Here is a 20,380-nt window from a genome sequence, read left to right as displayed (position 1 = left end):
CGGCAGATACGCGCGGGAGAGCGTGGCGTGGAGACAGCTCGGGGCGGACCGGGTGAAGTTCACCTCGGAAGACCGAGCCTTCCTCGCAGCTCTGCTGGTGCCGCTGCCGCGCCAGGTTCTGCGTCGGCTCCGGTTGCTGGGGCGAGTTGACGGCTGACGATACGGTCGTGGTGGCGCAAGGGAACCTCTGCCTCTGAGGCCGCTGTCGGGGCAGGCCAGGATCCGGCTGGGCCGCATCCCAGCTGCGGCCAGGTACGTGTGCCAGGCCCCACCACTGGCGGGCTAGTTGATGGAGATGCAGTCGTTACTCCCCGAGCGGCAGCCGCTCCAGCACCGCCCGTGCCCGCGCGTCGGTCTGTGCACAGGTCACAACCGCGACCGCGGGCTCCCGTCACTCGTTCTCCCTGTTTCCCCCAAGTTTCCCTGCGCGCTCTGGACACTTGTATACCCGTCAGTAAGGTTGCTCCGGCGGACGCGTTCGACCGTCGGGCGTGACACTCAAGCGCCGCCATGGACAGGGGGATTCATGAGCGGGATGAGCCGTCGCCGGTTCGTGGCGGGAGCAGCCGCGGGAGCCGCCCTATGGCCGCTGCTGACGCCGAGCAGCGCACGTGCCCGGGACCGGGCCCTGGCTGCCACGGCCGCGCGTGCGATTCGGATCGACGGGACCACGCTGGAACAGGTGGCCACGCCGTCCGGCGACAGTGCGTACAAGCGGCTGGTGGCAGGGGCCGGCTGGCCGCTCGTGGTGCGCGCCGAGTTGGCCGGTGCCGATTCCGGGCGGGACGACCGGCGGACCGGACTTGCCTCCTTCGTGCAATTCACCGACCTGCACCTGACGGACACCGAGTCGCCGGTGCGGTTCGAGTACCTGGCACGGTTCAACGACAGCGCGCACCGGCCGCAGGAGACGCTGACCGTGCGCGGTGCCTCGTCACTCGTCGACCGGGTCAACCAGGTGCACCCAAGGGCCTTACACCGGCCTGCCGTTCAGCCTGGTCATGGCCACCGGCGACAACACCGACAACCATGAGCGGATCGAGCTCGACTGGTACTTGACCGTCATGAGTGGCGGCCGGATCACCCCGAACAGTGGCGACCCCGCCCGCTACGAAGGCGTACAGAACTCCGACAGCGCCCAGTACTGGAACCCCGAGTCGTCCCTCCAGGACGCTTACAAGGCCAAGGGCCTGCCGCAGATACCCGGCTTCCTGAGCGGCGCCATCCGCCCCTTCGACGCACCAGGCCTGAGCGTGCCCTGGTACACGACGGTCGGCAACCACGACGACAGCATCGAGGGCAGCCTGCCCGACCTCGGCCTGCTGAACGACCTCTACACCGGCTCACGCAAGCTGGAGGGCTGTGACGACGCCACCGCGGCCCAACTAGCGGACGCCGTGCTGCACGACCCGGCGGAAGCCGTGCTGCTGCTGAGCAAGCTGCTGACCAGCGGCAGCGCGATCCGCACGGTCACACCCGACGAGCGGCGCCACCCGTTCGCCCCCACCGACTTCGCCCAGGCACATCTGAACCCCGCATACACCGGTGCCGGCCCCGTCGGCCACGGCTTCACCAAGGACTCGGTCAGCGGCGGACACCTCTACTACACCTTCGACCTCGCCAACGGCGTCCTCGGCATCAGCCTCGACACCACCAACCGGGCGGGGTTCGCAGACGGTTCACTCGGCACCGCACAACTGAACTGGCTGGAGTCGGTCCTCGAGGCGAACAGCGGACATTGGTACGACAGCGACGGCAAGGCAGTACGTGGCGGATCTGACAGCTGTCTCGTCGTCGTCTTCAGCCACCACACCAGCGGCACGATGGGCAACCTGCTGCCCGATCCGTACCACCCCTTCGAAGCCCGACACAGCGGCGACGAGCTCGTCACGCTCCTCCAGCGCTTCCCGAACGTCGTGGCCTGGGTCAACGGGCACACCCACACCAACCAGATCATCCCGCACGGCCACACCGTCCCCGAGCGCGCCTTCTGGGAGATCAACACCGCTTCCCACATCGATTACCCGCACCACGCCCGGATCATCGAGATCGCCGACAACCAGGACGGCACTCTCTCGTTGTTCACTACGCTCATCGAGTCCGCCGCCCCCTACCGGACCGACTTCAGCGACACCTCCGATCCCGGCCTTGCGGCTCTGTACCGGGAACTCGCCTACAACGACCCCTACGCCACCCCCGCCACTCGCATCGGCACCGCCGCAGACCACAACACCGAACTGCTCCTGGCCAAGCCCGCGACGTAGACGTCGACGGCCCCTGGTGTGCTCCGACAACCGGCCAGCCCCGGACCTCGGCACCGCCACCAACACCGTCACCCACTCGTGGACCCTCGACGAAGGCACCGGCACAACAGCGGCTGACTGCGCCAATGCCACGAGTTCCGACTGCAGCACCGGACTCACCGCATCGCTGACTGGCGCCTACACCTGGGCCAGCGACAGCACACGAGGTAACGTCCTCAAACTCACCGGCAGCACTGGCTACGCCGCCACAAGCGGCCCGGCCGTCGACACCCGACGAGCTTCACCATCTCCGCCGGGGCCAACCTCAACTCCCTCACCGCCAACTCCACCTTCGTCTCCCCGTCCGACAGCGCAGGCAACGCCAACGATTCCAGCTCTATTAACTGGGCCGGGCACCCCAAGGGTGCCCGGCCCAGTCCGTCCCCTCCCACCGGCTGGCCTTCGAAGCAGAGGTTCCGCACCAGGCACACGCAGGAACCGGCGCTGCAAGCGGCGGCGATGACCCAGAAATCCATAGCTGACCCCGACCCGGGTTCCCGTCTATCTGGCACGGATCTCGTTGCGTGCGCTTGCGAACGCGGACAGGGCCGCGGCTGCCCGCGGCCCTGTGTACTGACGCCCGACGCCCACCGGTCCGGCGCACACGACCGGCCCTGGCCCGATCCGGAGGCGTACCACACGGTTCGGGCGGGGGCCGGCAGGCCGGCGGTCTACCGGGTCAGACGATGGTGTTGTAGATGTCCCAACCCGTACCGATACTGCTCCGTGAGCCGTACGGCGATGTCGTGCTGCCGGTGCCCGGGTAGAGGTACACGTTCCCGGAGGAGTCGCGGGCGACGAGGTCCGGCTTGTCGTCACCGTTCACGTCCCCGGGGCCGACCAAGGTGTAGCCGCCCCAGCCGGAGCCGACCTTCGTGCGCGGTCCGAAGGGCGAGGTGGTGCTGCCGGTGCCGGGGTAGACGTACAGGTTGCCGGAGGAGTCGCGGGCTAGCAGGTCCGGCTTGCCGTCAGCCGTGAGGTCGCCGCAGTTGACCATGGTGTAGGCGCCCCAGCCGTAGCCGGCCTTGATGCGCGGTCCGAAGGGCGAGGTGGTGCTGCCGGTGCCGGGGTAGACGTACAGGTTCCCGGAGGAGTCGCGGGCCAGCAGGTCCGGCTTACCGTCACCGGTCAGGTCTCCCATGCCGAGCATGGTGTAGCCGCCCCAGCCGTAGCCGGCCTTCACACGCGCCTTGAAGGGTGCCGACGGGTTGGCGCTGCCCTGGTAGTACCAGAGGTTGCCCGAGCCGTCGCGGGTGACCATGTCGCCCGTGCCGTCGGCGTGGAAGACCGACATCGGCGTCATGGCGTTGTAGCCGCCCCACCCGTAGCCGATCTCGTACCGCGACAGGAACGGCGACGACGCCACGCCCGTGCCCTGGTACTGCCACAGGTTGCCCGAGGTGTCGCGGGCGATGAGGTCCTGCCGTGTCGAGGCGGCCGGCCCTGGCACTGCGGAGACCACCTTCACATCCGCCGAACTCAGGTATGCCAAGCGGTGGTTGTAGCGGATCGGGTAGTAGGTGGTGGTGCCGGTGATCACCGTCCGGTCGTGCGGGGCGCTGCCGTCGTACGTTGTCGAGCGGTAGTAGTCCGACGTCTCCTTCGCGATGGCGACGTACGACTGCCCGGAGGGGATCGAGTACTTGGTGAGCGGCGTCACCGGCTGCGGGGTGAGGTCGCTGGGGTACGCGCTCGCCTCAGGGTAGGCGCGACCGTATACCGGGATGGAGTCGACCCCGTCGCGGGCGGTGACCACCGTGAACGCGGAGGCGTCGGAGACCGGAACGGTGTACGAGCCGTGCGGGTTGTCGAACCACGCCTCCATGCCGTCGTACCAGATCGCGGTCCAGTCGTCCTGCTGTGCGGCCACCACGAAGTCCTCGCCGGCGATCGCCTTGTCGCTCCAGTCGGAGGCGTCGGTCGATCCGGAGGAGAAGTACGGGTTCGTGATCAGCGATGCACTGCTGGATGGCGAGGTGCGCAAGTAGGCGAAGTTGGCTGGCTGCGCCGACTGGCCGTTGACGGGCGGTTCGTAAGACGTGGTGAACGGCGGTGCGATCCGTACGATTTCGCCGGCGACGAGCGGCGAGCCGGCCGGGTTGCTGTTCGCCGGCGCGCCGAGGAGGGACATGTAATGGTTCCAGTCCCAGTACGTGCCCGGGTCCCAGTGCATGCCGGAGACGTACGCGTCGAGCGGGCCGGTGACGTCGTCGTGGCCGATGATGTGCTCGCGGTCGAGCGGGATGCCGTACTTGCCCGCGAGGTACTTCACCAGCGCGGCGGACGACTCGTACTCCGACTCGGTGTACCAGCTCGCGCCCTGGAGCGCGTAGCCCTCGTGTTCGATGCCCACGGCGTGCTGGTTCATGTACCAGTTGCCCGCATGCCAGGCGACGTCGGCATTGGGCACCATCTGCGTGACCAGCCCGTCGGAGGAGCGGATCACGTAGTGGGCGCTGGCGCCGGCGGTCGGGTCCTGGAACTGGCCGACTCCCGAGGCGTAATCGCTCTCGGTGTCGTGGATGACGATGTACTTGATCGCGTCGCCGTCCGAGGGCCGGTCGGCGACGTCGTAGTTGCCGTACTGCGTCGTGTCCGTGGAACTCGTCTGCTGGTACGCGGCAGGTACGAAGTTGCACGCCAGACCGGACGGGCACTCCGGGGCCGGGCTACTGGTCGCCGTGGCCGTCGTGGCGTTGGTGTAGTTCGCGTCCGTCGCGGTGGCGTAGCCAGTGTGCGTGCTGCCGGTGGTCGAGTAGGCAGCCGTGCTCGTCTGCGGCTTCAGCCCGGCCCGCGGGTTGAGCGTCACCTGCTGGCCGTCGGCGGTCACACGGCTGATCCCCGAACGGATGTGGGTGTAGACGCGCTGCGCGAACTGCGCCGCGCCCCGGCTGTCCGGCGACTGGCTGTACCGTTCCACCGCCGCGTACCACCGCGCGGGATCGGCCGGCAGCCCGCCGGTCGCGGCGCGCTCGTACTCGGCCAGCAGCGCCGCGCCGCCGCGCACGCTCTGACTCATGTCGCTCCGCAGCGACGTCGCGGGTGCGCCGATGAGCTTCGCCGCCTGGTCCAGCGTGTGCAGTGCGAGTACGCCGGTCCGCACGGCGCCCACGTCGGCAAGCACGTGCTTCGAGGGATGAAAGGATCCCGGGCGGCCCTCACCCCGCAGGTTCAACTCCCGCGTGCGCTCGCTCACGGACGGCTTGTGCACCTCCGTCGAGGTCACCTGCGTGAGGCCCATCACGTTGTAGTTGCCGGTCATGCTCGGTCGGCCCGCGTGGGTGTCCCAGCGGCTCTCCTGGTACGCCACCGCCATCAGCACGCTCTGCGGCACCCGGAACTCCCGGGCGGCAGAGGCGAATTCGTCCTGCAGGGCGGTGGGAGCGACCGCCGTCGGGTGCGAACCGTCCGACTGGCTAGCCTGCGCCACAGCGGCGATTCCCGCCGCGACCAGCGCGAGCACGCCCCCGACCGCCAATCCCGCCTCACCCCTGACCGGCGGTGTTTTCGCTGCTTGCGATTCAAAGATCGTCTCATCCTGTTTATGGCCACGTTTCGGCCAACCGAGGGGGGCGGCGTCCGGACGCTAGCAGCTGGCCTCGATGCCTGGGAGATGGATACGCCATGTCTCCCGATCGTCGGTGCGGTTCAGTTTCGATGAACATGCAGGTCACGGCTGCGGATAGAGCTGCGCCCTGGCGGAGTTCAAGCGATCTTTCTAACCGGAATCTATCCGTTCACTTCTCCTTGGGTGGCAACAGCACCGCCCCGCGACCGCACCACGCGGCGTGGTGGGGGCGAGCGGTGAACGTCATGCCGGACATGGGCGGGACGGAGCGGCCGGGCTGCCGGCCGCCGCGGCCAGGCGGTCGGCGTGCATCGTCTGGCCGCGGCTTTGAGCGGAGGCCGGAGCCACTGCCAGTGCCAGCGCCAGTGCCAGCCCGAGCAACAACCCGAGCAGCACGGTCACGGCTCGCCCCCTGTGGTGGTGCCGATGCCTGGCGTTCATTCATGCGTCGCCGATTCACTCGCGGGTGAGGCTGCTGCCTTGCGCAACCGCGCAACTATCATCTCAGCGAAGGGTTCTGCCCATCTCCGGATCTGGAAGGGGTTTCCCATGCGCTACCTGGTACGCGACCGCATGCTGGCGTTCCACGAGGAAGCCTGGGTCGAGACCGAGCACCGGCAGAAGCTGCTCAAGGTCGACCGTAAATTTCTGCGGCTGCGCACCACGTTCAACTTCGTGGACACCGAGGGCAACCAGGTCGCCAGCATCGTCAAGAAGGCCCTCACCCTCCACCACACCATCCTCATCAGGCAGAACGGCGACGTGGTGGGCTGGATCAGCAAGCGAGTCATCCGGATCTTCGGGGACCGCTTCAAGGTGCGCCTGCGGGACGGGCGGCGGCTGCGCATAGCCGGGAACTTCTGGGACCGCGAGTTCGACATCGCGGACGGCGACGCCACACTGGCGCGCATCTCGCGCCGCTGGTTCAGCATCCGTGACGCCTACGCGGTCGACGTGATGAGTGAGCCGGATGCCCTGCTGCTGATCATCCTGGCGGTGTGCGTGGACCACATCCTCGAGGATCGCAAGGGCGAGCAGCTCACCAACCTCTGACACACAGACACATCGACGTTGCCACCGTCTCGGTGGCATCGGATCGGGGGAGAACAACCTCACCATGATGGGCCATTCGCATGCCGTGAGCGGTGCGCTGCTGTTCGCGGGCAGCGCACCGTTCCTGCCGCCGCTGCTCTTGCACACACACCTCGCACCGCGGGAGATCCTCATGGGCACGGTGCTGTGCGCGGGTGCCGCGCTGCTGCCCGACCTGGATCACCATGACGGAACCATCGCGCACTTCCTCGGCCCCATCTCCCGCCTACTGTGCCGCTTCGTTGCTTGGATCTCCGGCGGCCACCGCCATGCCACGCACTCGCTGTTCTTCGTCGTCCTGATGGCCGTGGGCAGCTGGGCCGGAATCACCTACCTGGGCAGGCCGTTCACTCTCGGCATGAGCTTCTTCCTGCTGGCGATGGCCGTGCGGGCACTCAACCTCTGCCCGCCGGGACACGGCTTCCACGCGTGGGGCACCATCGTTGCCATGGCCGGGCTCGGCTCCGCAGCCATCGCCAAATTCATTCCCTCCGCGCCCGGTTGGCTCCCCTACGCGATCGGCCTGGGCTGCCTGACCCACCTGCTGGGCGACTCCATCACCAAACAGGGCACACCCTGGCTGTGGCCGCTGAAGACCCGGTACGAAATCGTGCTGATCAAGAGCAGCGGCAACAAACTGGAGACCGAGATACTCACCCCACTGATGGGCGCCGGGACCATCGCCCTGCTGCGGCTGACCGTGCTGGCGCCACATCCCCTTCACTGAGGCAGGCCCCCGGCGACGGCGGCCGATGATCTCCCGGCACGGCGAGCCCGGCGTCCGCGGCCTGGTCACGCTCCCCTCCGTCCGCCGGGATCGCTTCGGCTCTTCGCCGCTGCCCGCGTCGGCGCACGACTTCAGGTCCCACAGGCCTTCCGACTCCGCCCGCATGGCCTGGCCCCGGTCGCACGTGACGAGCCGAACCGGGCCGGTCGTCATGGCCCGGACGGAAGGGCTCGGTCACCAACCACCCGACCCGGCCCACCGCCGGTTGCGCGAGACGGTGCGTCGGCATGATCTCGTCGTCCGGGATCGCAAGACGGATGCGGGCGGGGTCAGGGCCGGTCGGACAGGATCTCCGCTGCCGAAGACCATCGCGACGGTCCGAGCCGGCGGCCAGAAGGACCTGCTCATACCGCGCAACCCGTACCGCTCATATCATGGACATGCCATATTGAGAGGGACCATCCCCCACGAAGGGTCACCTCCATGGCACACAAACGCCTGGCGGGTCTGACCGCCGGTACCGTCATAGTCGCCGCCGCCCTGCTGCCACAACTGGCGCATGCCAGCACCGACATGGGCGCCGTAGCGGGCCGCGCCACCGCCTCCGGCCGCGCCCACGATGGGTACCGTACGGTCGTCATCTACCGCGTGCCCACCCGCCATCCGCGCACCGACGCCGAGCTCCTCATCGACTCCGGATACGACCTGCTGGAGAAGCGGCAGGGCAACAACCTGTTCGTCTCCGGCGACACGTCGACCGCGACCGGACTGCGACGGCTCGGCTTCAGCCCCGCCGTCGTCACCACACTGACCGAGGCGATCCCCTCCTCCGCCGCGGCGCCCCACGCCGTGGGGGACACCTACGACGGCGGTTACCACACGGTCACCGCTCAGCACTCCCACATGGACGACACTGCGGCCCAACACCCCGCTCTCGCCAAGGTGGTGACGTACGGCCAGTCATGGCTCAAACAGCAAGGGCAGGGCGGCCGCGACCTCAAGGCGATATGCATCACCAAGATCCAGGCGGGCGACTGCGCCCTCAACCCGAACTCGACCAAGCCACGGTTCTTCCTGATGAGTCAGATCCACGCCCGCGAACTGACGACCGGTGAGATGTCGTGGCGCTGGATCGACGCGCTGACCAGCGGCTACGGCAAGGACTCGGCGATCACCCGGCTGATGGACACCACCGAGATGTGGGTGGTGCCCGACGCCAACCCCGACGGCGTCGACATGGTCGCGGCAGGCGGCGACAACCCCGTCCTGCAGCGCAAGAACGCCGACGCCGCGCACGGCTCCCAGTGCGGGGTGAGCGCCTACAGCCAGATCGGCGTCGACCTCAACCGCAACGCCGGCACCCACTGGGGCACCTCCGGCACCTCCGACGCGTCCTGCGACCAGACCTACGGCGGTCCCTCGGGCGACTCCGAGGTGGAGAACACCGCTCTGGAGAACCTCTTCCGCGAACTGTTCCCCGCGGTACGCACCGGCACCGGCGACACCGACCCCGCGCCGTCGACCGCCAGGGGCATGATGATCACCATGCACAGCGACGCCAGTATGGTGCTCTTCCCCTGGGAGTACGACGCCACCGTGCACACCGGCAACGACACCGCCCTGCGCGCGCTGGCCGCCCACATGGCCTCACAGACCGGCTACCAGTACGGCCAGGCAGGCGAGATCCTCTACAACGCCTCCGGCGGAACCGACGACTGGACTTACGACAAGCTCGGTCTGGCCAGCTTCACCATCGAGATCGGCGACAGCGACGGCGTGGGCTGCGACGGCTTCACGCCCCCGTACTCCTGCCAGGACAGCTACTTCTGGCCGAAGATCGAACCTGCCCTCCTCTACGCCGCCCAGCACGCCGCGGCCCCCTACACCTCCACGTCCGCCGCACACCGCTGACGCCCCGCTCCGGCGGCGGTACACACCGGGTGTGTCCCTCCCTCCTTGCGGCGGGAGGGACACACCTGCATTCACCACCGAGCGGCCACGGGCCGCGTCCCTGTCTCAGTAGGGTCAGCGAACCAGCAGGTCAGCGGCGCACAGAACTGATGGCGTGTCATCCTCGTGAGGATGGGGCACTCTGCTCGACCTGCGGCGAATCATCGAGTGCGGTTGCAGCATTAGCAGCCTGCCCGGATGGGCGGCCGTGCCGGTGGCCGCCGTCTGCGGTGGTCGGCGGGGTAGACCTTCGTTCGGTCGGCTCGTCACCAGCCTCGGCGAGTTGACCGGTTCAGCGGGTGGTGGATGAAGAATTCCCACATGATCGCGGTCGCTGAGATCGTCCGTGTGGTGGCCCCCGGTCCGCTGGGCTTCACTGCTCCGGGCCATGTATGGCCGCCACCGATGATTCGGTAGTGGGTGACTTCGGTGCCGCGAGCGCACCGCGACCAGTCGAACTTGACCACGTCCGAGCCAATGGCATGGCGGCTGTGTGCCGCACAACGGTCCTTTTTGATCCAGGTGTTCAGCCATCGGGGGATCGAGGGGTAGTTCTCGCCGTGGCTGGTTCCGCCGTCATAGTGGATGACAGGGTCGTCAGTGCCGTGAAACTCCAGCATCGGTACAGGTGGGCTGTGCCTGCAGCCTCGCATGGTCTGCGGGTAGTAGGCGCCGGCGACGGGAGCGAACGCGGCGATACGGCGGGGAAGTTGGCAGGCGAGCAGGGCGGTGAAGCCGCCGCCGTTCGACTTGCCGGTCGCATAGACCCGGTCCGGGGCGACGCAGAACTGCGCCTGAGTGCGGTCGAGCAGGTCCTGGGTGAACCGCACGTCGTCAGCGCCTGACGAGTAGGGCGCGCCTTCCCAGGACGCGTCGCCGTTGGTGCCCGTGGTTCCCTCGGGGTAGAGGACAATGGCGTCCAAGGTCGACAGATTGCTGTACGACTCGATCTGGGCGTCGCTCTCGCCGGCGCCGTGGAAGGCCAGGATCAGCGGTGTGTGTTCGGCGTCCTGGTAGTCGGCGGGGACGTGGACGAGGTAGCTGCGCTGCTGCCCGCCGGACGTGAGCGTCTGCGCCACAGTCTCACCCGGGCGGACTGGTGGCCGGTGGTGGCAGCCCGACGAGGCGGAGGCGGTCACGTGCTCGGCGGCTGATGTCGGTAGTGGCGCCCAGGCGGCCGTGCCGCAAATGGCGAGAGCGAGGAACATCGTAAGGGAAACGATTCGCCGCATAGGTCGGCCCCTCCGTCTGTCGATTGGTCAATACGTCATTGCTGTTCCATGGCGCCACCGCGGCTCGCTCCACTCCCGGGGCGGGGCTGCCGACAGCACCATCCGCTCGCCTTCAGCGGATTCACCGATCATGCGAGAGATCACTTCCAGTCCAGCGGCAGCGCGAATCACGGCCCAGCGCCAGTTCGGCCATGCGGCCCCGTCGACATCCGCCTGATGGACCTGGTCAAGGGTCGCTGCGGCCTGGTGGGCCGGGGACTGGCGCGGTGGCCTGTGAAGGTTCCGTTTCCAGTCCCCGACCTTGTTGAGAGGAGAGGGGCGCGATGGCCTCCTTTCGCCCAAGGCACCTGCCACTGGTCTTTCATCCTGATGCGTGGGCGTGTCGCGTCCGCGGTCGAGCTGGGCCATGAGCTCGCGGTTGGCGGCGCGGGCAGCAGCGAGGTCGTCGCCACGGTCTTAAAGCTTGAGCTCCAGGCCGACCACCTGCTGTTCGAGGGTGGTGATCCGGGCTTGGAGCTGTTCGGTGTCGTCGGGCCGCCGATGCCGGACTCGCGCCAGACCTGCTCGCCCAGGACCTCGCTGAGGCGGGCTTCGAGACGCCGGATGTGTGCGGCGAGGCGGGCGGTGCGGGCGTCAGCGGCCACCAGGCCGGCTTGAAGCGACGCCCGGCTGGCGGCCGGGCCTCGGCCGCCGGGAATCGTGGGGGGGCTCGGCTGCCTGGGCGGGGACCTGGCCGAGGAGGTCGCGGTGGCGGTAGAGAAAGGTGCGGCGGATGATCGCCGCGGCGGTGACCTCGGAGCCCGTCCTTCGCGGCCTCGGCCAGGGCGGCGAGTACGCGGTTGCGGCGACGGCCGGTGTCGGCTCGCCGGCCTTCCAGCATCGCCTGGGCCGCGGGGTCGGTCGGGGTCATGCGGGTCGCTCCGGTCGTAGGTTGGGCAGGGGCTGGGGGATGCGGGGCATGCCGAGGAAGCCCTGGCGGGTCTTGCGGACCATGGCGGCGGCTTGCTGGATCTCGGCGCGTTCGGCGTCGGTGAGTTGGTCGACCCCCTCGGTGACGCGACGGATCAGCCGCCGGATGCGGGCGATCTCCTCCTCGGAGGGGGCGGCCTCGGCTCGGTGACCAGTCGTCGACCGCAGCTTCTCCCGCTGCCGCAGCAGACCATCGAGGTAGGCGCCGAGTTCGGGGAGGTAGGAGATGTCGGTGGAGAAGTGGTCGCACCCCACGCAGCGGAACCGCAGGGGGCAGGCGCCTCCTCCGGCGGCGACGTGCTCCGCAGGCTCACCGACCCCGACATCCCACGCTGGCGCACGGACTGCGACGGCCGGCCTGTGCTGCAGATGCCGCTGCGCCGTGGAATGGTGCTGCACGCGCCGACGGGCGCACTGCTGTGGCAGTTCCGCGAGGTGGCCCTGCTCGGGCGCTCCACACGCGTGGCCGACCTGGTGCAGCCGGCCTTCACCCGCACATGACCAGCACTCCTCCGAGCCAGGTCACTCGCACCCCTTGATACGCCCAGACACGATCCTGCGCTGGCCCCGCAACCTGCTCTAGCGCCACCATGCCGCGACCTGCGTCCCGAGGGGACACGGACGCCCACCCACCGTCCGGTCAATCCACACCCTGGTCCTGCGCCTCGCCCGCGAAAACAGCTCATGGGGGTATCGCCGGATCCACGGTGAACTCGCAGTCCTGGGCATCAAAGTCGCCGCCTCCACCGTCCGGGAAATCCTCAAGGAGCACGGCATCCCACCCGCCCCCGAACGGCAGAGCACCACCTGGGCCGCCTTCCTACGCAGCCAAGCCGAGGTGCTGCTCGCCTGCGATCTGTTCGAGGTCCGCACCCTGACCGGAGCACGCCTGTACGTCTTCGCGGCCATCGAGCACTCCACGAGGCGCATCCGGATCCCCGGTGCCACCGCACACCCGACCGCGGACTGGATCGTGCAGCTCGGGCGCAACCTCCTCATGGACCTGGAGGACGGCGGCAACAGGGCCAGATTCTTAATCCGCGACCGCGACTCGAAGTTCACCGCCACCTTCGACACCCTCATGGCTGACGCCGGCCTGAAGGTCATCACCACCGGCATCGGCCATCACACTCGGCCAGGCCGTGTATGACCGGCGCAAGCAACTCGGGCTGAGCGAGGCCGACCTCGCCGAGCGCATGCACATCGACACGGCCGAGATCGAGAGCATCGAGACCGGCACCGAACTGCCGCCCATCGCGGTCATCATGAGCTTGGCCCGCGCCCTGGACCTCACCGTGGACATGCACTTGGAGCCCGGCGCCGAGCCCACCGTGACCATCCTCCCGCCGGCCGCCTGACGGAGGCAGCCGTGCAGCCCTCGGAACCCGTCCTGGCAAAGCAGCTGGGCCGGCTGGTCCACGACCGGCGCACCGCCCTCGGGCTGTCCCAGGCCGAGCTGGCTGAGCGGTGCGACATGAAACAGCCGCAGATCTCCCGGATCGAAGGCGGCGGCACCGTGCCGACAATCCCTCTGCTACGACGTCTGGCCGACGCCTTGGAGGCCGAGTTGACCATCGAGCTCACCCCGCACACTGACGCCGCCTGATCGGCGGCTCGTACCGCTTCAGAATGAATGACAGCACAGCCCGTGGGCTGGGACGAGGCTCCTCGGAGCCAGTAGGGCACCATCGATCCTTGTGCTCGTACGAACGCTCTACTTGATCACCTCGCGGACCTCCACGTGGCTGGTCCTCAGCCACCCTCACCGGGCCGTCCGCCTGTACACGACGAACTGCGGGATCTGATCATCCGACTCGGCACCGAGAACTCCCGGTGGGGGTTCCGGCGCGTGCGCGGCGAACTGCGGCGCCTCAGGCACAAAATCAGTCCGGCAACCGTCCGCCGCGTCCTGCATGCCGCCGTGCGGCCGCAGAGTCGGTGCGCGCTACCAGGCAGCACGATCGCCCTCGGCACAGGAGAGGAAACACGGCTGTCATGACCCAGGGCGGAGCGGCCGGCAGTGGGCCGAGGGAGTGGAGCTGCGTGCTCCGCCGGTAGGGTGCTCCCTGTGGACGGGCAGCTGAGTAACGCGGAACTGGATGAACTGGTCGCGCAGGCCACCGTGGACGCCTACGACGACGAGGAGCAGCTCACCGGCCTCTACACGATGCTCGCAGAGCATCTGGCCGTCCCCTTCGAGACGGTCGTTCTCGGGGTCGAGGTCACCGTGAAGAAGGCGGACCTCCTACCCGGCAGCCAGATCGTGGCGGTCTGTACGCGAGGCAGGCACCGGCAGGCGATCGGTATCCTCGACCTTCCGTTGCCGGATCCGGCGCCCGAGGGGGCCGAGTGGATCGAGGCGTACCGGCACTGGGGAACCTGAGGCCGCCCCCGTCACTGGTCGCCCGGTGGCGACGGCCGGTAGCCCTGATCGGCAAGCCAAGCCCGGGCATGGCCGTACCGCCGCTCCGCGGCGAACAACCAGTACCGCTGCAGGTGTGCCGGTGAGGTGGCCAGCATTGCGGGTGCCGATAAATCATCCGCGCAGTTCAGCGCGCTCATGACTGGCTCACGCAGGTCTGAAGGAGCAAGCGAATTGAACGCGTTCAATTCCACTCTCACGAGGGCGCTCGCTGAGACTCCCGATCAGGGCGCTCACCTGCGCGGATGAGGTTATCGGCACGCGCAACGCCGAACACCGAAACCGTTACCGAAGCGGGCATCTACCACACCGCCATCGCGCGCTCCTGGAGCCAGCTCCACCTCAAGCTGGCCCACCGCTCTTTTGTTGCCGTGACCCCACCGGAACCGTACCTGTGCGCCCTGTTCGACGGGAGCGTCCCGACGAGGTCATGGCGACGCTCGACGGATGGCGGCCGGCAAGGGCCAGCCGCCCATGACTGTCTTGAGCCGGGGTTCCGGCATTCGCCCACCGAGCCGGGCACCTGCTCACTGACAGCTCAACGTGAGACTGCGCCAGTCCTGGCGGAAACGAACAGCGGTGCAGGATGCTCGCTGAGCGCGCGGTGGGAGACCCGAGGTGCACCGGCAGAAGGTGGGCCCTCGGGGTTGGTCAGGGATTGGGAATGGCCATGCTGTCGAAGCGCTGCATCAGCGAGGGTTTGCTTCGGTGGGCGGCTCGCAATTCGCCGACTCGGCGATCGAAGTCGGCGGTGCACCCGGTGCGGGCCTGAATGTCGCGGAGGTCTTGCAGGAGTGCGATGGCGGCGTCGTAGGCGGCGGCCTTCTGCTGGGCGATCAGGTCATCGATGTCACGCCACGCTTTGCCGGTGTTCCGCGCAAGCCGGTCCAAATGCGCCTCACGGGCCTCGGCAGCGGCGCGCGTCCGGGCCTGCTCGGCTGCGACGCGGGCCACCTTCTCGCGTTGCCGGCGCTCGGTGCGGTGATGGTAGGCGGCGTCCAGGAGTTGGGCGGAGGTGCGCCGCTTGACTCCGGCACGGGGGCCGGGGGCGGTGGTGGCGCGATAGCGGGCCAGGAGTCGGTGGCCCGGCAGAGGAGCAGTACCGAGCGCCGCCTCGAGCAGCAGGGAATCCTTCTCGGCGGCTGGGAGCGCGGCGATGAAGGCCGCCAGAGCTGCACGGTCCACGGCGTCCGCGGTGGCCGACTCGCTGCTCTCGGCAGCGGCCGTCAGCAGGTCCGCATCGACGCACAGGAAATCGGCGAGGGCCCGCTGGGGGCCGGTGAGCGAGGCCAGACCCGCGGGGACGGGCGGCTCGACTTCGAGGGCGTATTCCTCCTCGTCGTCCTCAGCCAGTTCCCAGGCGGTGAGCCCGGCGAGCCAGGCCACGTAAAGCGGCCGCAGGTCGCCAACTGCGAGCTCGGCGCGCAGCCCCACGAACGTCGAGAGTGCATAGGACGTTTCGAAGTCCCACTCCTCGCCGTCCTCCGAAGACAGGGAGAAGTCGAGCAGTACGTGCCCGGAGCGGGTCCAGACCCTCAGCGACTCCTCCATGGCGTACGGGGCGGCCTGCTTGGCCGGGAGCACGCCGGCGGGCAGGCGCAGGACGAGGCGGCGGCTGCCCCAGTTCGCGTAGTACAGGTGGGCGTCGTAGAACTGCTCCACCAGTTTCGTCGTATCGCCGCGGAAGTCGCCCCAGTGGTACTCGTTGACGAAGCGGGTCGGGGTGATGTCGGCGCGGGTGGACAGCGCCCGTACCTGCCTGAGCTCCTCCTCGCTCAGCGGGCGGTCGACGGCAAGGAACTCGTAGTACTGGTACTCGCTCACGGCTCGGCAGCCTACCCGCGCCCCACGTGTGCTGGGATGGGCGGATGAGCGAGACGGCGACGCTGAGCGGGCTGGTTGACGGACTGCGGCGAGACAAGCGCCGCGGGCCGTACGCCAGTCACCGGGAGTACGTGCACACGGCATGGGCGGTGCACGAGGAGGCCGGGCGCCTACTGGACGCGGGCCACGCAGCGCTGGTGGCCCCTGAGCTGCGAAAGGCAGTCGAGCGAATCACAACGGCGCTGATGTATATGGACGACTCCTCCGGCATGGCCGGGGATGTGCTGCGCGAGTTGACCGGCATGTACGCGAGAACCCTGACCGCAGCCCCGCCCAAGAACCCGAAGACGCTGGCGAACTGGATCGCCAAGGCCCTCTTCGACGGCCCCGGCTGGCCTGACATCCGCCTGGCTGTCTTCACCGCCGCGCTCGGCGACGTCGGACAGGCGCACCTGGCGGACATGGTCGATACCCGCGCTGCGGATGTAGCCCTCAAGGACAGCTGGGGCACCGTCTACGGCGTCCGCCACCTGCGCGAACAGCTCGCCGAAGTCTCCGGCGACACTGACCAGTACGTTGCCGTCCTCGCCAAGTTCCTGAACCGGCCCTGACCATATGTGAAGATCGTCCGTGCCTTGCGTGCAGCCAAGCGGCCCGAGGAGACCACCGACTGGGCCCGACAAGGCGTCGCTGCCTACCCCGGCAACCCCTACCTGCCGAAGCTGAACGACGAACTCGTCGACCTCCTCATCTCGGCCGGTCGGCACGAGGAGGCACTCGCCGTGCACCGGGACGCCTTCGCGCGCACCACGGCCCTCGCCGCGTTCCAACCGCTCGCCAGGACCGCCTCCGAACTGGAGAGCCCAGAAACCGTCACGTGGGCCCTTGACCTGCTCCGCACTCTCGTGGCCGAGAATCCCGCCTACGTCCGTCGGACCACTGGATTGCCCAGCAGACCATTGCGGCCACCGACAAGCCTGCGCCAACCGCCCTCCGCTTCGCCTTCTACGGCCGAGTCTCCACCGAGAACCACCAAGACCCCGCCACTTCCCGCGCCTGGCAGCTTCTTCGTGCGCAGGCGCTCACCTCCGGGTACGGGCGCATCACCGCCGAGTACTTCGACATCGGCCGCAGTCGGACAGTGCCGTGGGCCCGCCGCCCGAGGCCGGCGCCCTGCTCGCGGCGCTCACCGACCCCGACCGCAACTTCGACGCGATCGTCGTCGGCTCCAGCGAGCGCGCCTTCTACGGGAACCAGTTCACCGTCATGTCCCCGCTCTTCGAGAACTACGGCGTCATCGCGTGGATCCCGGAACTGGGCGGCGCCGCCGACAGCCACAGTCTCGGCGACGAGGAGCTCATGGTCCTGCTGGGCATCCTCGCGAAACGCGAGGTCGCTCGCGCGCGCATCCGTGCCCACACCGCCATGACCGTCCAGGCCCGCGACCAGGGCCGCTACCTCGGCGGGCGCCCGCCCTACGGCTACCGGCTCATCGACGCCGGACCCCACTCCAACCGCGCCCTGGCCCGCCGCGGCGTGCGCATCCACCGCCTCGACCCCGACCCCTGCACCGGTCCCATCGTCACCTGGATCTTCCACCAGCGCCTCGCCGGCCGCAGCACCGCCCGCTCGTCACCACAACGAACGTCGCTCAACAGGTGCTGCAAGGATCACGAATTGGTGTTCGGCCTAGGGGTGGCCGCGCTCCCTGGTCGGCAGGGGCGTAGCGTCAGCGCATGGAATTCCGTATCACCGCTGAGGAGGAAGCGCTCGTCTTCCGGCTCGCGAAGCTCCTGGATGCGGGCATGCAACCGCTGGAGACGCACCTCGTCGAGGAGCTGGGCCCGGACACTCGGCAGCAGCTCAAAGGGCTCAAGGCGAAGGGATGGATCCTCGTCCGCGGGGCTACAGGCGGGATGATGGTCATGGATCTCACTGGGCCGGCGTGGAAGGCCGTCCGCAGCCGCCGCGACGTCGGCCGGTAGCGGCCAGCAGGGCCACTCACAGCTCAACTCCTGACCTGCGCGGTCGTCGTGGCCCTAGAGACTCGCCTGCATGATCCCGTAAGGCCTGTTACGAGTGGCCCGGCCCGGTGTAGCGTCGATGCCAGTAGTCGTGGTTCCGAAGTCCGTTCGCCCGTGGCACATGTCTCGGGCGTTCTTGCTGTTCAGCGCCTCTCCGGACCAAGGCGATCACCTCCGGATCCCGCGCGGTGCGGGGTCCTAAATTTCCTTGGGGGAGACAGGCATGGCCAGCGGTACCGTCAAGTGGTTCAACGCTGAAAAGGGCTTCGGATTCATCGAGCAGGACGGCGGCGGCCCCGACGTCTTCGCTCACTACTCGAACATCGACGCCTCCGGCTTCCGCTCCCTGGAAGAGGGCCAGCGAGTCACGTTCGACGTCGGGCAGGGTCAGAAGGGCCCGCAGGCGGAGCACATCCGCCCCGAGTAACAACACGTAGAGAGACCCCGGCCGGATGGTTACCGGCCGGGGTCGCTGCTGCCGGGGTGAAGGGGGACCCGGACACGTCGTACGTTCCTTCGCGGAACATGAAGACAGAGGGCCAGGCGTCGGCTTCCTCACGGAAGTAGCCGCCGTAGCCCGGCTCGTCGACGTGCGGAGCCAGCAGTTCAAGGACCGTTACGAGCTCCTCCAATATGTCGTCCGGCCAGAAGACGCGGACGAAGAGTCCCCAGGCATTGCGAGAGCCGCGGGACTGGTGCACCAGACTCGCGAGCTCACCGCCGGCCAGGTGTGTGTTGCTGTCCGAATTCGGAGTCAGCAGGGGATGCGGGCACTCATCAGTACCGACAGGTGCCGGCTGGTCGGCGCGCAGGCCCATGTGCCAGCGGAGGGCGTCAAGAACTGACTCAGGGGGTGTTGTCCTTCAGGGAGCAGGTGAAGACCATCTCGGAGTGCAAGCTGATGGGGACATCCTGCAGCCCGCCCGATGCTGCGACCCGGCTCGTGGCTGAACTCAGCTCACGCACAACGCTTGACCATTGCTCGCCGGCCTCAGCCCAGAACGGCCAGGGCCGCGTCGTAGTCGGGCTCGTTAGTGATCTCCGGCACGAGCTCGGAGTAGATCACCGTGTCGTCGTCGTCCAAAACGACGACGGCCCTGGCGGCCAGACCAGTCAGCGGACCCTCAGTGATCTCCACTCCATAGTCCCGCAGGAACTCTCGGCCACGCAGCGTTGACAGGGTGATCACGTTGGTCAGGCCATCGGCCCCGCAGAACCGCGACTGTGCAAACGGCAGGTCTGCGGAGATGCACAGCACCACGGCGTTGTCGAGTCTGCCCGCCACCTCATTGAACTTCCGTACGGACGCCGCGCAGACGCCGGTGTCCAAGCTGGGGAAGATGTTCAGCAATTTACGCTTCCCGGCGTAATAGTCCAGCGAGACATCCGACAGATCCTTGGCGACCAGCTTGAACGGCTCCGCCTTCTGCCCCTTCGACGGGAGGTCACCGGCGACAGCGATCGGGTTGCCCTGAAAGTTGACCTTCGTAGACATGGGTTCGTCTCCTGGGAGTGAGGCCTTGCAAGGACTCCGTGATCCTACCGTTACGCTCGGCCACGGCTGCGCCCTGACGTCCAGGCCGGTGACGCCTCAATGACCGAGTCAAGCCGGCAGGCGCTAACCGTCAGTGAGCACGGCGCCCGTACGGGGCCAAGGCTTTGAGGTTCCGAGCCCCACAGGCGCGCAGAGCGGCCCAATGGGACTGCTGGCCAGCCAGTGGTATGGGAGTATGGTTCATTTACATGACAGGTTCCCCTACCAATTCCGCGGCCGGCCCGCCCCCTGCGTTCGGCGCCGACCTGCATCTGGAGCTGCACGGACCCAGGCTGCGTGCAGGGCTCAGGGACGCCTTGAGGGAGGCCGTGCGCACGGGACGTCTGACGCCCGGCAGTCGGCTGCCGGCCTCCCGCTCACTCGCCGCGGATCTCGGCCTCTCGCGTAACACCGTGGTCGAGGCCTACGCCGAGCTGGTCGCCGAGGGCTGGCTCACCGCCCAGCAGGGCTCCGGGACCCGGGTGGCCACCCGGGCCGAGCCGCACAGAGCCGCGCCCGATGCTCCCCGCGCGAGGCCGGACGAGCCCCGTCCCGGGTATGGCCTGTGGACTGGCGCACCGGATCTCGCGACCTTTCCGCGCTCGCAGTGGCTCACCGCGGCCCGCCGGGCTTTGACCGCCGCGTCACACGACGCCTTTGGCTACGGCGACGCCCGCGGCCGGGTGGAGCTGCGCACAGCACTGGCGGACTACCTGGCGCGGGCCCGCGGGGTGT

Annotated in this window: 19 protein-coding genes and 2 pseudogenes; 14 read left to right on the top strand and 7 right to left on the bottom strand. The window is 68.4% G+C overall.

Annotation, left to right across the window (positions count from 1 at the left end):
• Nucleotides 1-526: 526 nt before the first annotated feature.
• Nucleotides 527-2,264 (top strand): annotated as a pseudogene (locus tag ACFYX0_RS37020) (TIGR03767 family metallophosphoesterase).
• 718 nt (nucleotides 2,265-2,982) lie between these two features.
• Here ACFYX0_RS37020 and ACFYX0_RS37015 read toward each other — a convergent pair.
• A complete protein-coding gene (locus tag ACFYX0_RS37015; protein ID WP_388977478.1) occupies nucleotides 2,983-5,781 on the bottom strand; it encodes an N-acetylmuramoyl-L-alanine amidase in 2,799 nt (932 codons plus the stop codon).
• A 333-nt stretch (nucleotides 5,782-6,114) separates the two neighbouring features.
• The gene (locus ACFYX0_RS37010; protein WP_388977476.1) at nucleotides 6,115-6,273 is read right to left on the bottom strand and encodes a hypothetical protein; all 159 of its coding nucleotides are present in this window, start codon (nucleotides 6,271-6,273) and stop codon (nucleotides 6,115-6,117) included.
• A 147-nt stretch (nucleotides 6,274-6,420) separates the two neighbouring features.
• On the opposite strand from ACFYX0_RS37010, the gene ACFYX0_RS37005 reads away from it, so the two are divergent.
• The 3 genes from ACFYX0_RS37005 (at nucleotide 6,421) to ACFYX0_RS36995 (ending at nucleotide 9,601) form a co-directional block, all read left to right on the top strand.
• Complete coding sequence (locus ACFYX0_RS37005) at nucleotides 6,421-6,924, top strand: LURP-one-related family protein (RefSeq protein WP_355923792.1); 504 nt, start codon at nucleotides 6,421-6,423, stop codon at nucleotides 6,922-6,924.
• Nucleotides 6,925-6,988: 64 nt separating this feature from the next.
• On the top strand, nucleotides 6,989-7,690 hold the full coding sequence (locus ACFYX0_RS37000; protein ID WP_388977473.1) for a metal-dependent hydrolase: 702 nt from the start codon (nucleotides 6,989-6,991) through the stop codon (nucleotides 7,688-7,690).
• A 483-nt stretch (nucleotides 7,691-8,173) separates the two neighbouring features.
• Nucleotides 8,174-9,601, top strand: a complete 1,428-nt coding sequence (locus ACFYX0_RS36995) for a M14 family zinc carboxypeptidase (RefSeq protein ID WP_388977470.1) — start codon at nucleotides 8,174-8,176, stop codon at nucleotides 9,599-9,601.
• Between the two features lie 305 nt (nucleotides 9,602-9,906).
• Here the strand turns inward: ACFYX0_RS36995 and ACFYX0_RS36990 are convergent, their stop codons facing one another.
• A complete protein-coding gene (locus ACFYX0_RS36990) occupies nucleotides 9,907-10,719 on the bottom strand; it encodes an alpha/beta hydrolase family esterase (protein WP_388977467.1) in 813 nt (270 codons plus the stop codon).
• A 1,059-nt stretch (nucleotides 10,720-11,778) separates the two neighbouring features.
• The gene (locus tag ACFYX0_RS36985) at nucleotides 11,779-12,096 is read right to left on the bottom strand and encodes a transposase (RefSeq protein WP_388977464.1); all 318 of its coding nucleotides are present in this window, start codon (nucleotides 12,094-12,096) and stop codon (nucleotides 11,779-11,781) included.
• Between ACFYX0_RS36985 and ACFYX0_RS36980 the strand changes: the two genes are divergently transcribed.
• From ACFYX0_RS36980 to ACFYX0_RS36955, 6 genes and pseudogenes are all read left to right on the top strand, one after another.
• Nucleotides 12,082-12,342, top strand: a complete 261-nt coding sequence (locus ACFYX0_RS36980; RefSeq protein WP_388977461.1) for a hypothetical protein — start codon at nucleotides 12,082-12,084, stop codon at nucleotides 12,340-12,342. The genes ACFYX0_RS36985 and ACFYX0_RS36980 overlap by 15 nt on opposite strands.
• 34 nt (nucleotides 12,343-12,376) lie before the next feature.
• Nucleotides 12,377-12,961 (top strand): annotated as a pseudogene (locus ACFYX0_RS36975) (integrase); the annotation flags it as partial.
• Between the two features lie 22 nt (nucleotides 12,962-12,983).
• Nucleotides 12,984-13,199: a helix-turn-helix domain-containing protein gene (locus tag ACFYX0_RS36970; protein ID WP_388977458.1), complete on the top strand. Its 216-nt coding sequence runs from the start codon at nucleotides 12,984-12,986 to the stop codon at nucleotides 13,197-13,199.
• A gap of 11 nt (nucleotides 13,200-13,210) precedes the next feature.
• Nucleotides 13,211-13,447 (top strand): helix-turn-helix domain-containing protein, encoded by a 237-nt coding sequence (locus ACFYX0_RS36965; RefSeq protein WP_388977455.1) that lies wholly within the window; start codon nucleotides 13,211-13,213, stop codon nucleotides 13,445-13,447.
• Nucleotides 13,448-13,582: 135 nt separating this feature from the next.
• Nucleotides 13,583-13,840, top strand: coding sequence for a helix-turn-helix domain-containing protein (locus ACFYX0_RS36960; RefSeq protein ID WP_388977453.1), 258 nt, complete (start codon nucleotides 13,583-13,585; stop codon nucleotides 13,838-13,840).
• A gap of 69 nt (nucleotides 13,841-13,909) precedes the next feature.
• Nucleotides 13,910-14,224 (top strand): calcium-binding protein, encoded by a 315-nt coding sequence (locus tag ACFYX0_RS36955; protein WP_388977450.1) that lies wholly within the window; start codon nucleotides 13,910-13,912, stop codon nucleotides 14,222-14,224.
• An 11-nt stretch (nucleotides 14,225-14,235) separates the two neighbouring features.
• Here the strand turns inward: ACFYX0_RS36955 and ACFYX0_RS36950 are convergent, their stop codons facing one another.
• Both ACFYX0_RS36950 and ACFYX0_RS36945 read right to left on the bottom strand, forming a co-directional pair.
• Entirely contained in the window at nucleotides 14,236-14,457 is a 222-nt protein-coding gene (locus ACFYX0_RS36950; RefSeq protein ID WP_388977447.1) for a hypothetical protein, read from the bottom strand.
• Between the two features lie 457 nt (nucleotides 14,458-14,914).
• The gene (locus tag ACFYX0_RS36945; protein ID WP_388977444.1) at nucleotides 14,915-16,087 is read right to left on the bottom strand and encodes a hypothetical protein; all 1,173 of its coding nucleotides are present in this window, start codon (nucleotides 16,085-16,087) and stop codon (nucleotides 14,915-14,917) included.
• Nucleotides 16,088-16,131: 44 nt separating this feature from the next.
• On the opposite strand from ACFYX0_RS36945, the gene ACFYX0_RS36940 reads away from it, so the two are divergent.
• The 3 genes from ACFYX0_RS36940 (at nucleotide 16,132) to ACFYX0_RS36930 (ending at nucleotide 18,538) form a co-directional block, all read left to right on the top strand.
• On the top strand, nucleotides 16,132-16,698 hold the full coding sequence (locus tag ACFYX0_RS36940) for a hypothetical protein (protein WP_388977442.1): 567 nt from the start codon (nucleotides 16,132-16,134) through the stop codon (nucleotides 16,696-16,698).
• A 535-nt stretch (nucleotides 16,699-17,233) separates the two neighbouring features.
• Nucleotides 17,234-18,007 (top strand): hypothetical protein, encoded by a 774-nt coding sequence (locus tag ACFYX0_RS36935; protein WP_388977438.1) that lies wholly within the window; start codon nucleotides 17,234-17,236, stop codon nucleotides 18,005-18,007.
• Between the two features lie 327 nt (nucleotides 18,008-18,334).
• Nucleotides 18,335-18,538, top strand: a complete 204-nt coding sequence (locus ACFYX0_RS36930; protein WP_141360305.1) for a cold-shock protein — start codon at nucleotides 18,335-18,337, stop codon at nucleotides 18,536-18,538.
• Between the two features lie 564 nt (nucleotides 18,539-19,102).
• Here the strand turns inward: ACFYX0_RS36930 and tpx are convergent.
• Complete coding sequence (gene tpx / locus ACFYX0_RS36925) at nucleotides 19,103-19,606, bottom strand: thiol peroxidase (RefSeq protein ID WP_388977435.1); 504 nt, start codon at nucleotides 19,604-19,606, stop codon at nucleotides 19,103-19,105.
• Between the two features lie 248 nt (nucleotides 19,607-19,854).
• Between tpx and ACFYX0_RS36920 the strand changes: the two genes are divergently transcribed.
• Nucleotides 19,855-20,380 (top strand): GntR family transcriptional regulator (locus tag ACFYX0_RS36920; RefSeq protein WP_388977432.1); only part of this gene is annotated, 526 nt, incomplete at its 3' end.

The sequence above is a fragment of the Streptomyces sp. NPDC002573 genome, assembly GCF_042889625.1.
GTDB lineage: Bacteria > Actinomycetota > Actinomycetes > Streptomycetales > Streptomycetaceae > Streptomyces > Streptomyces gibsoniae.
This window is presented reverse-complemented; position numbering and strand designations above follow the sequence as displayed.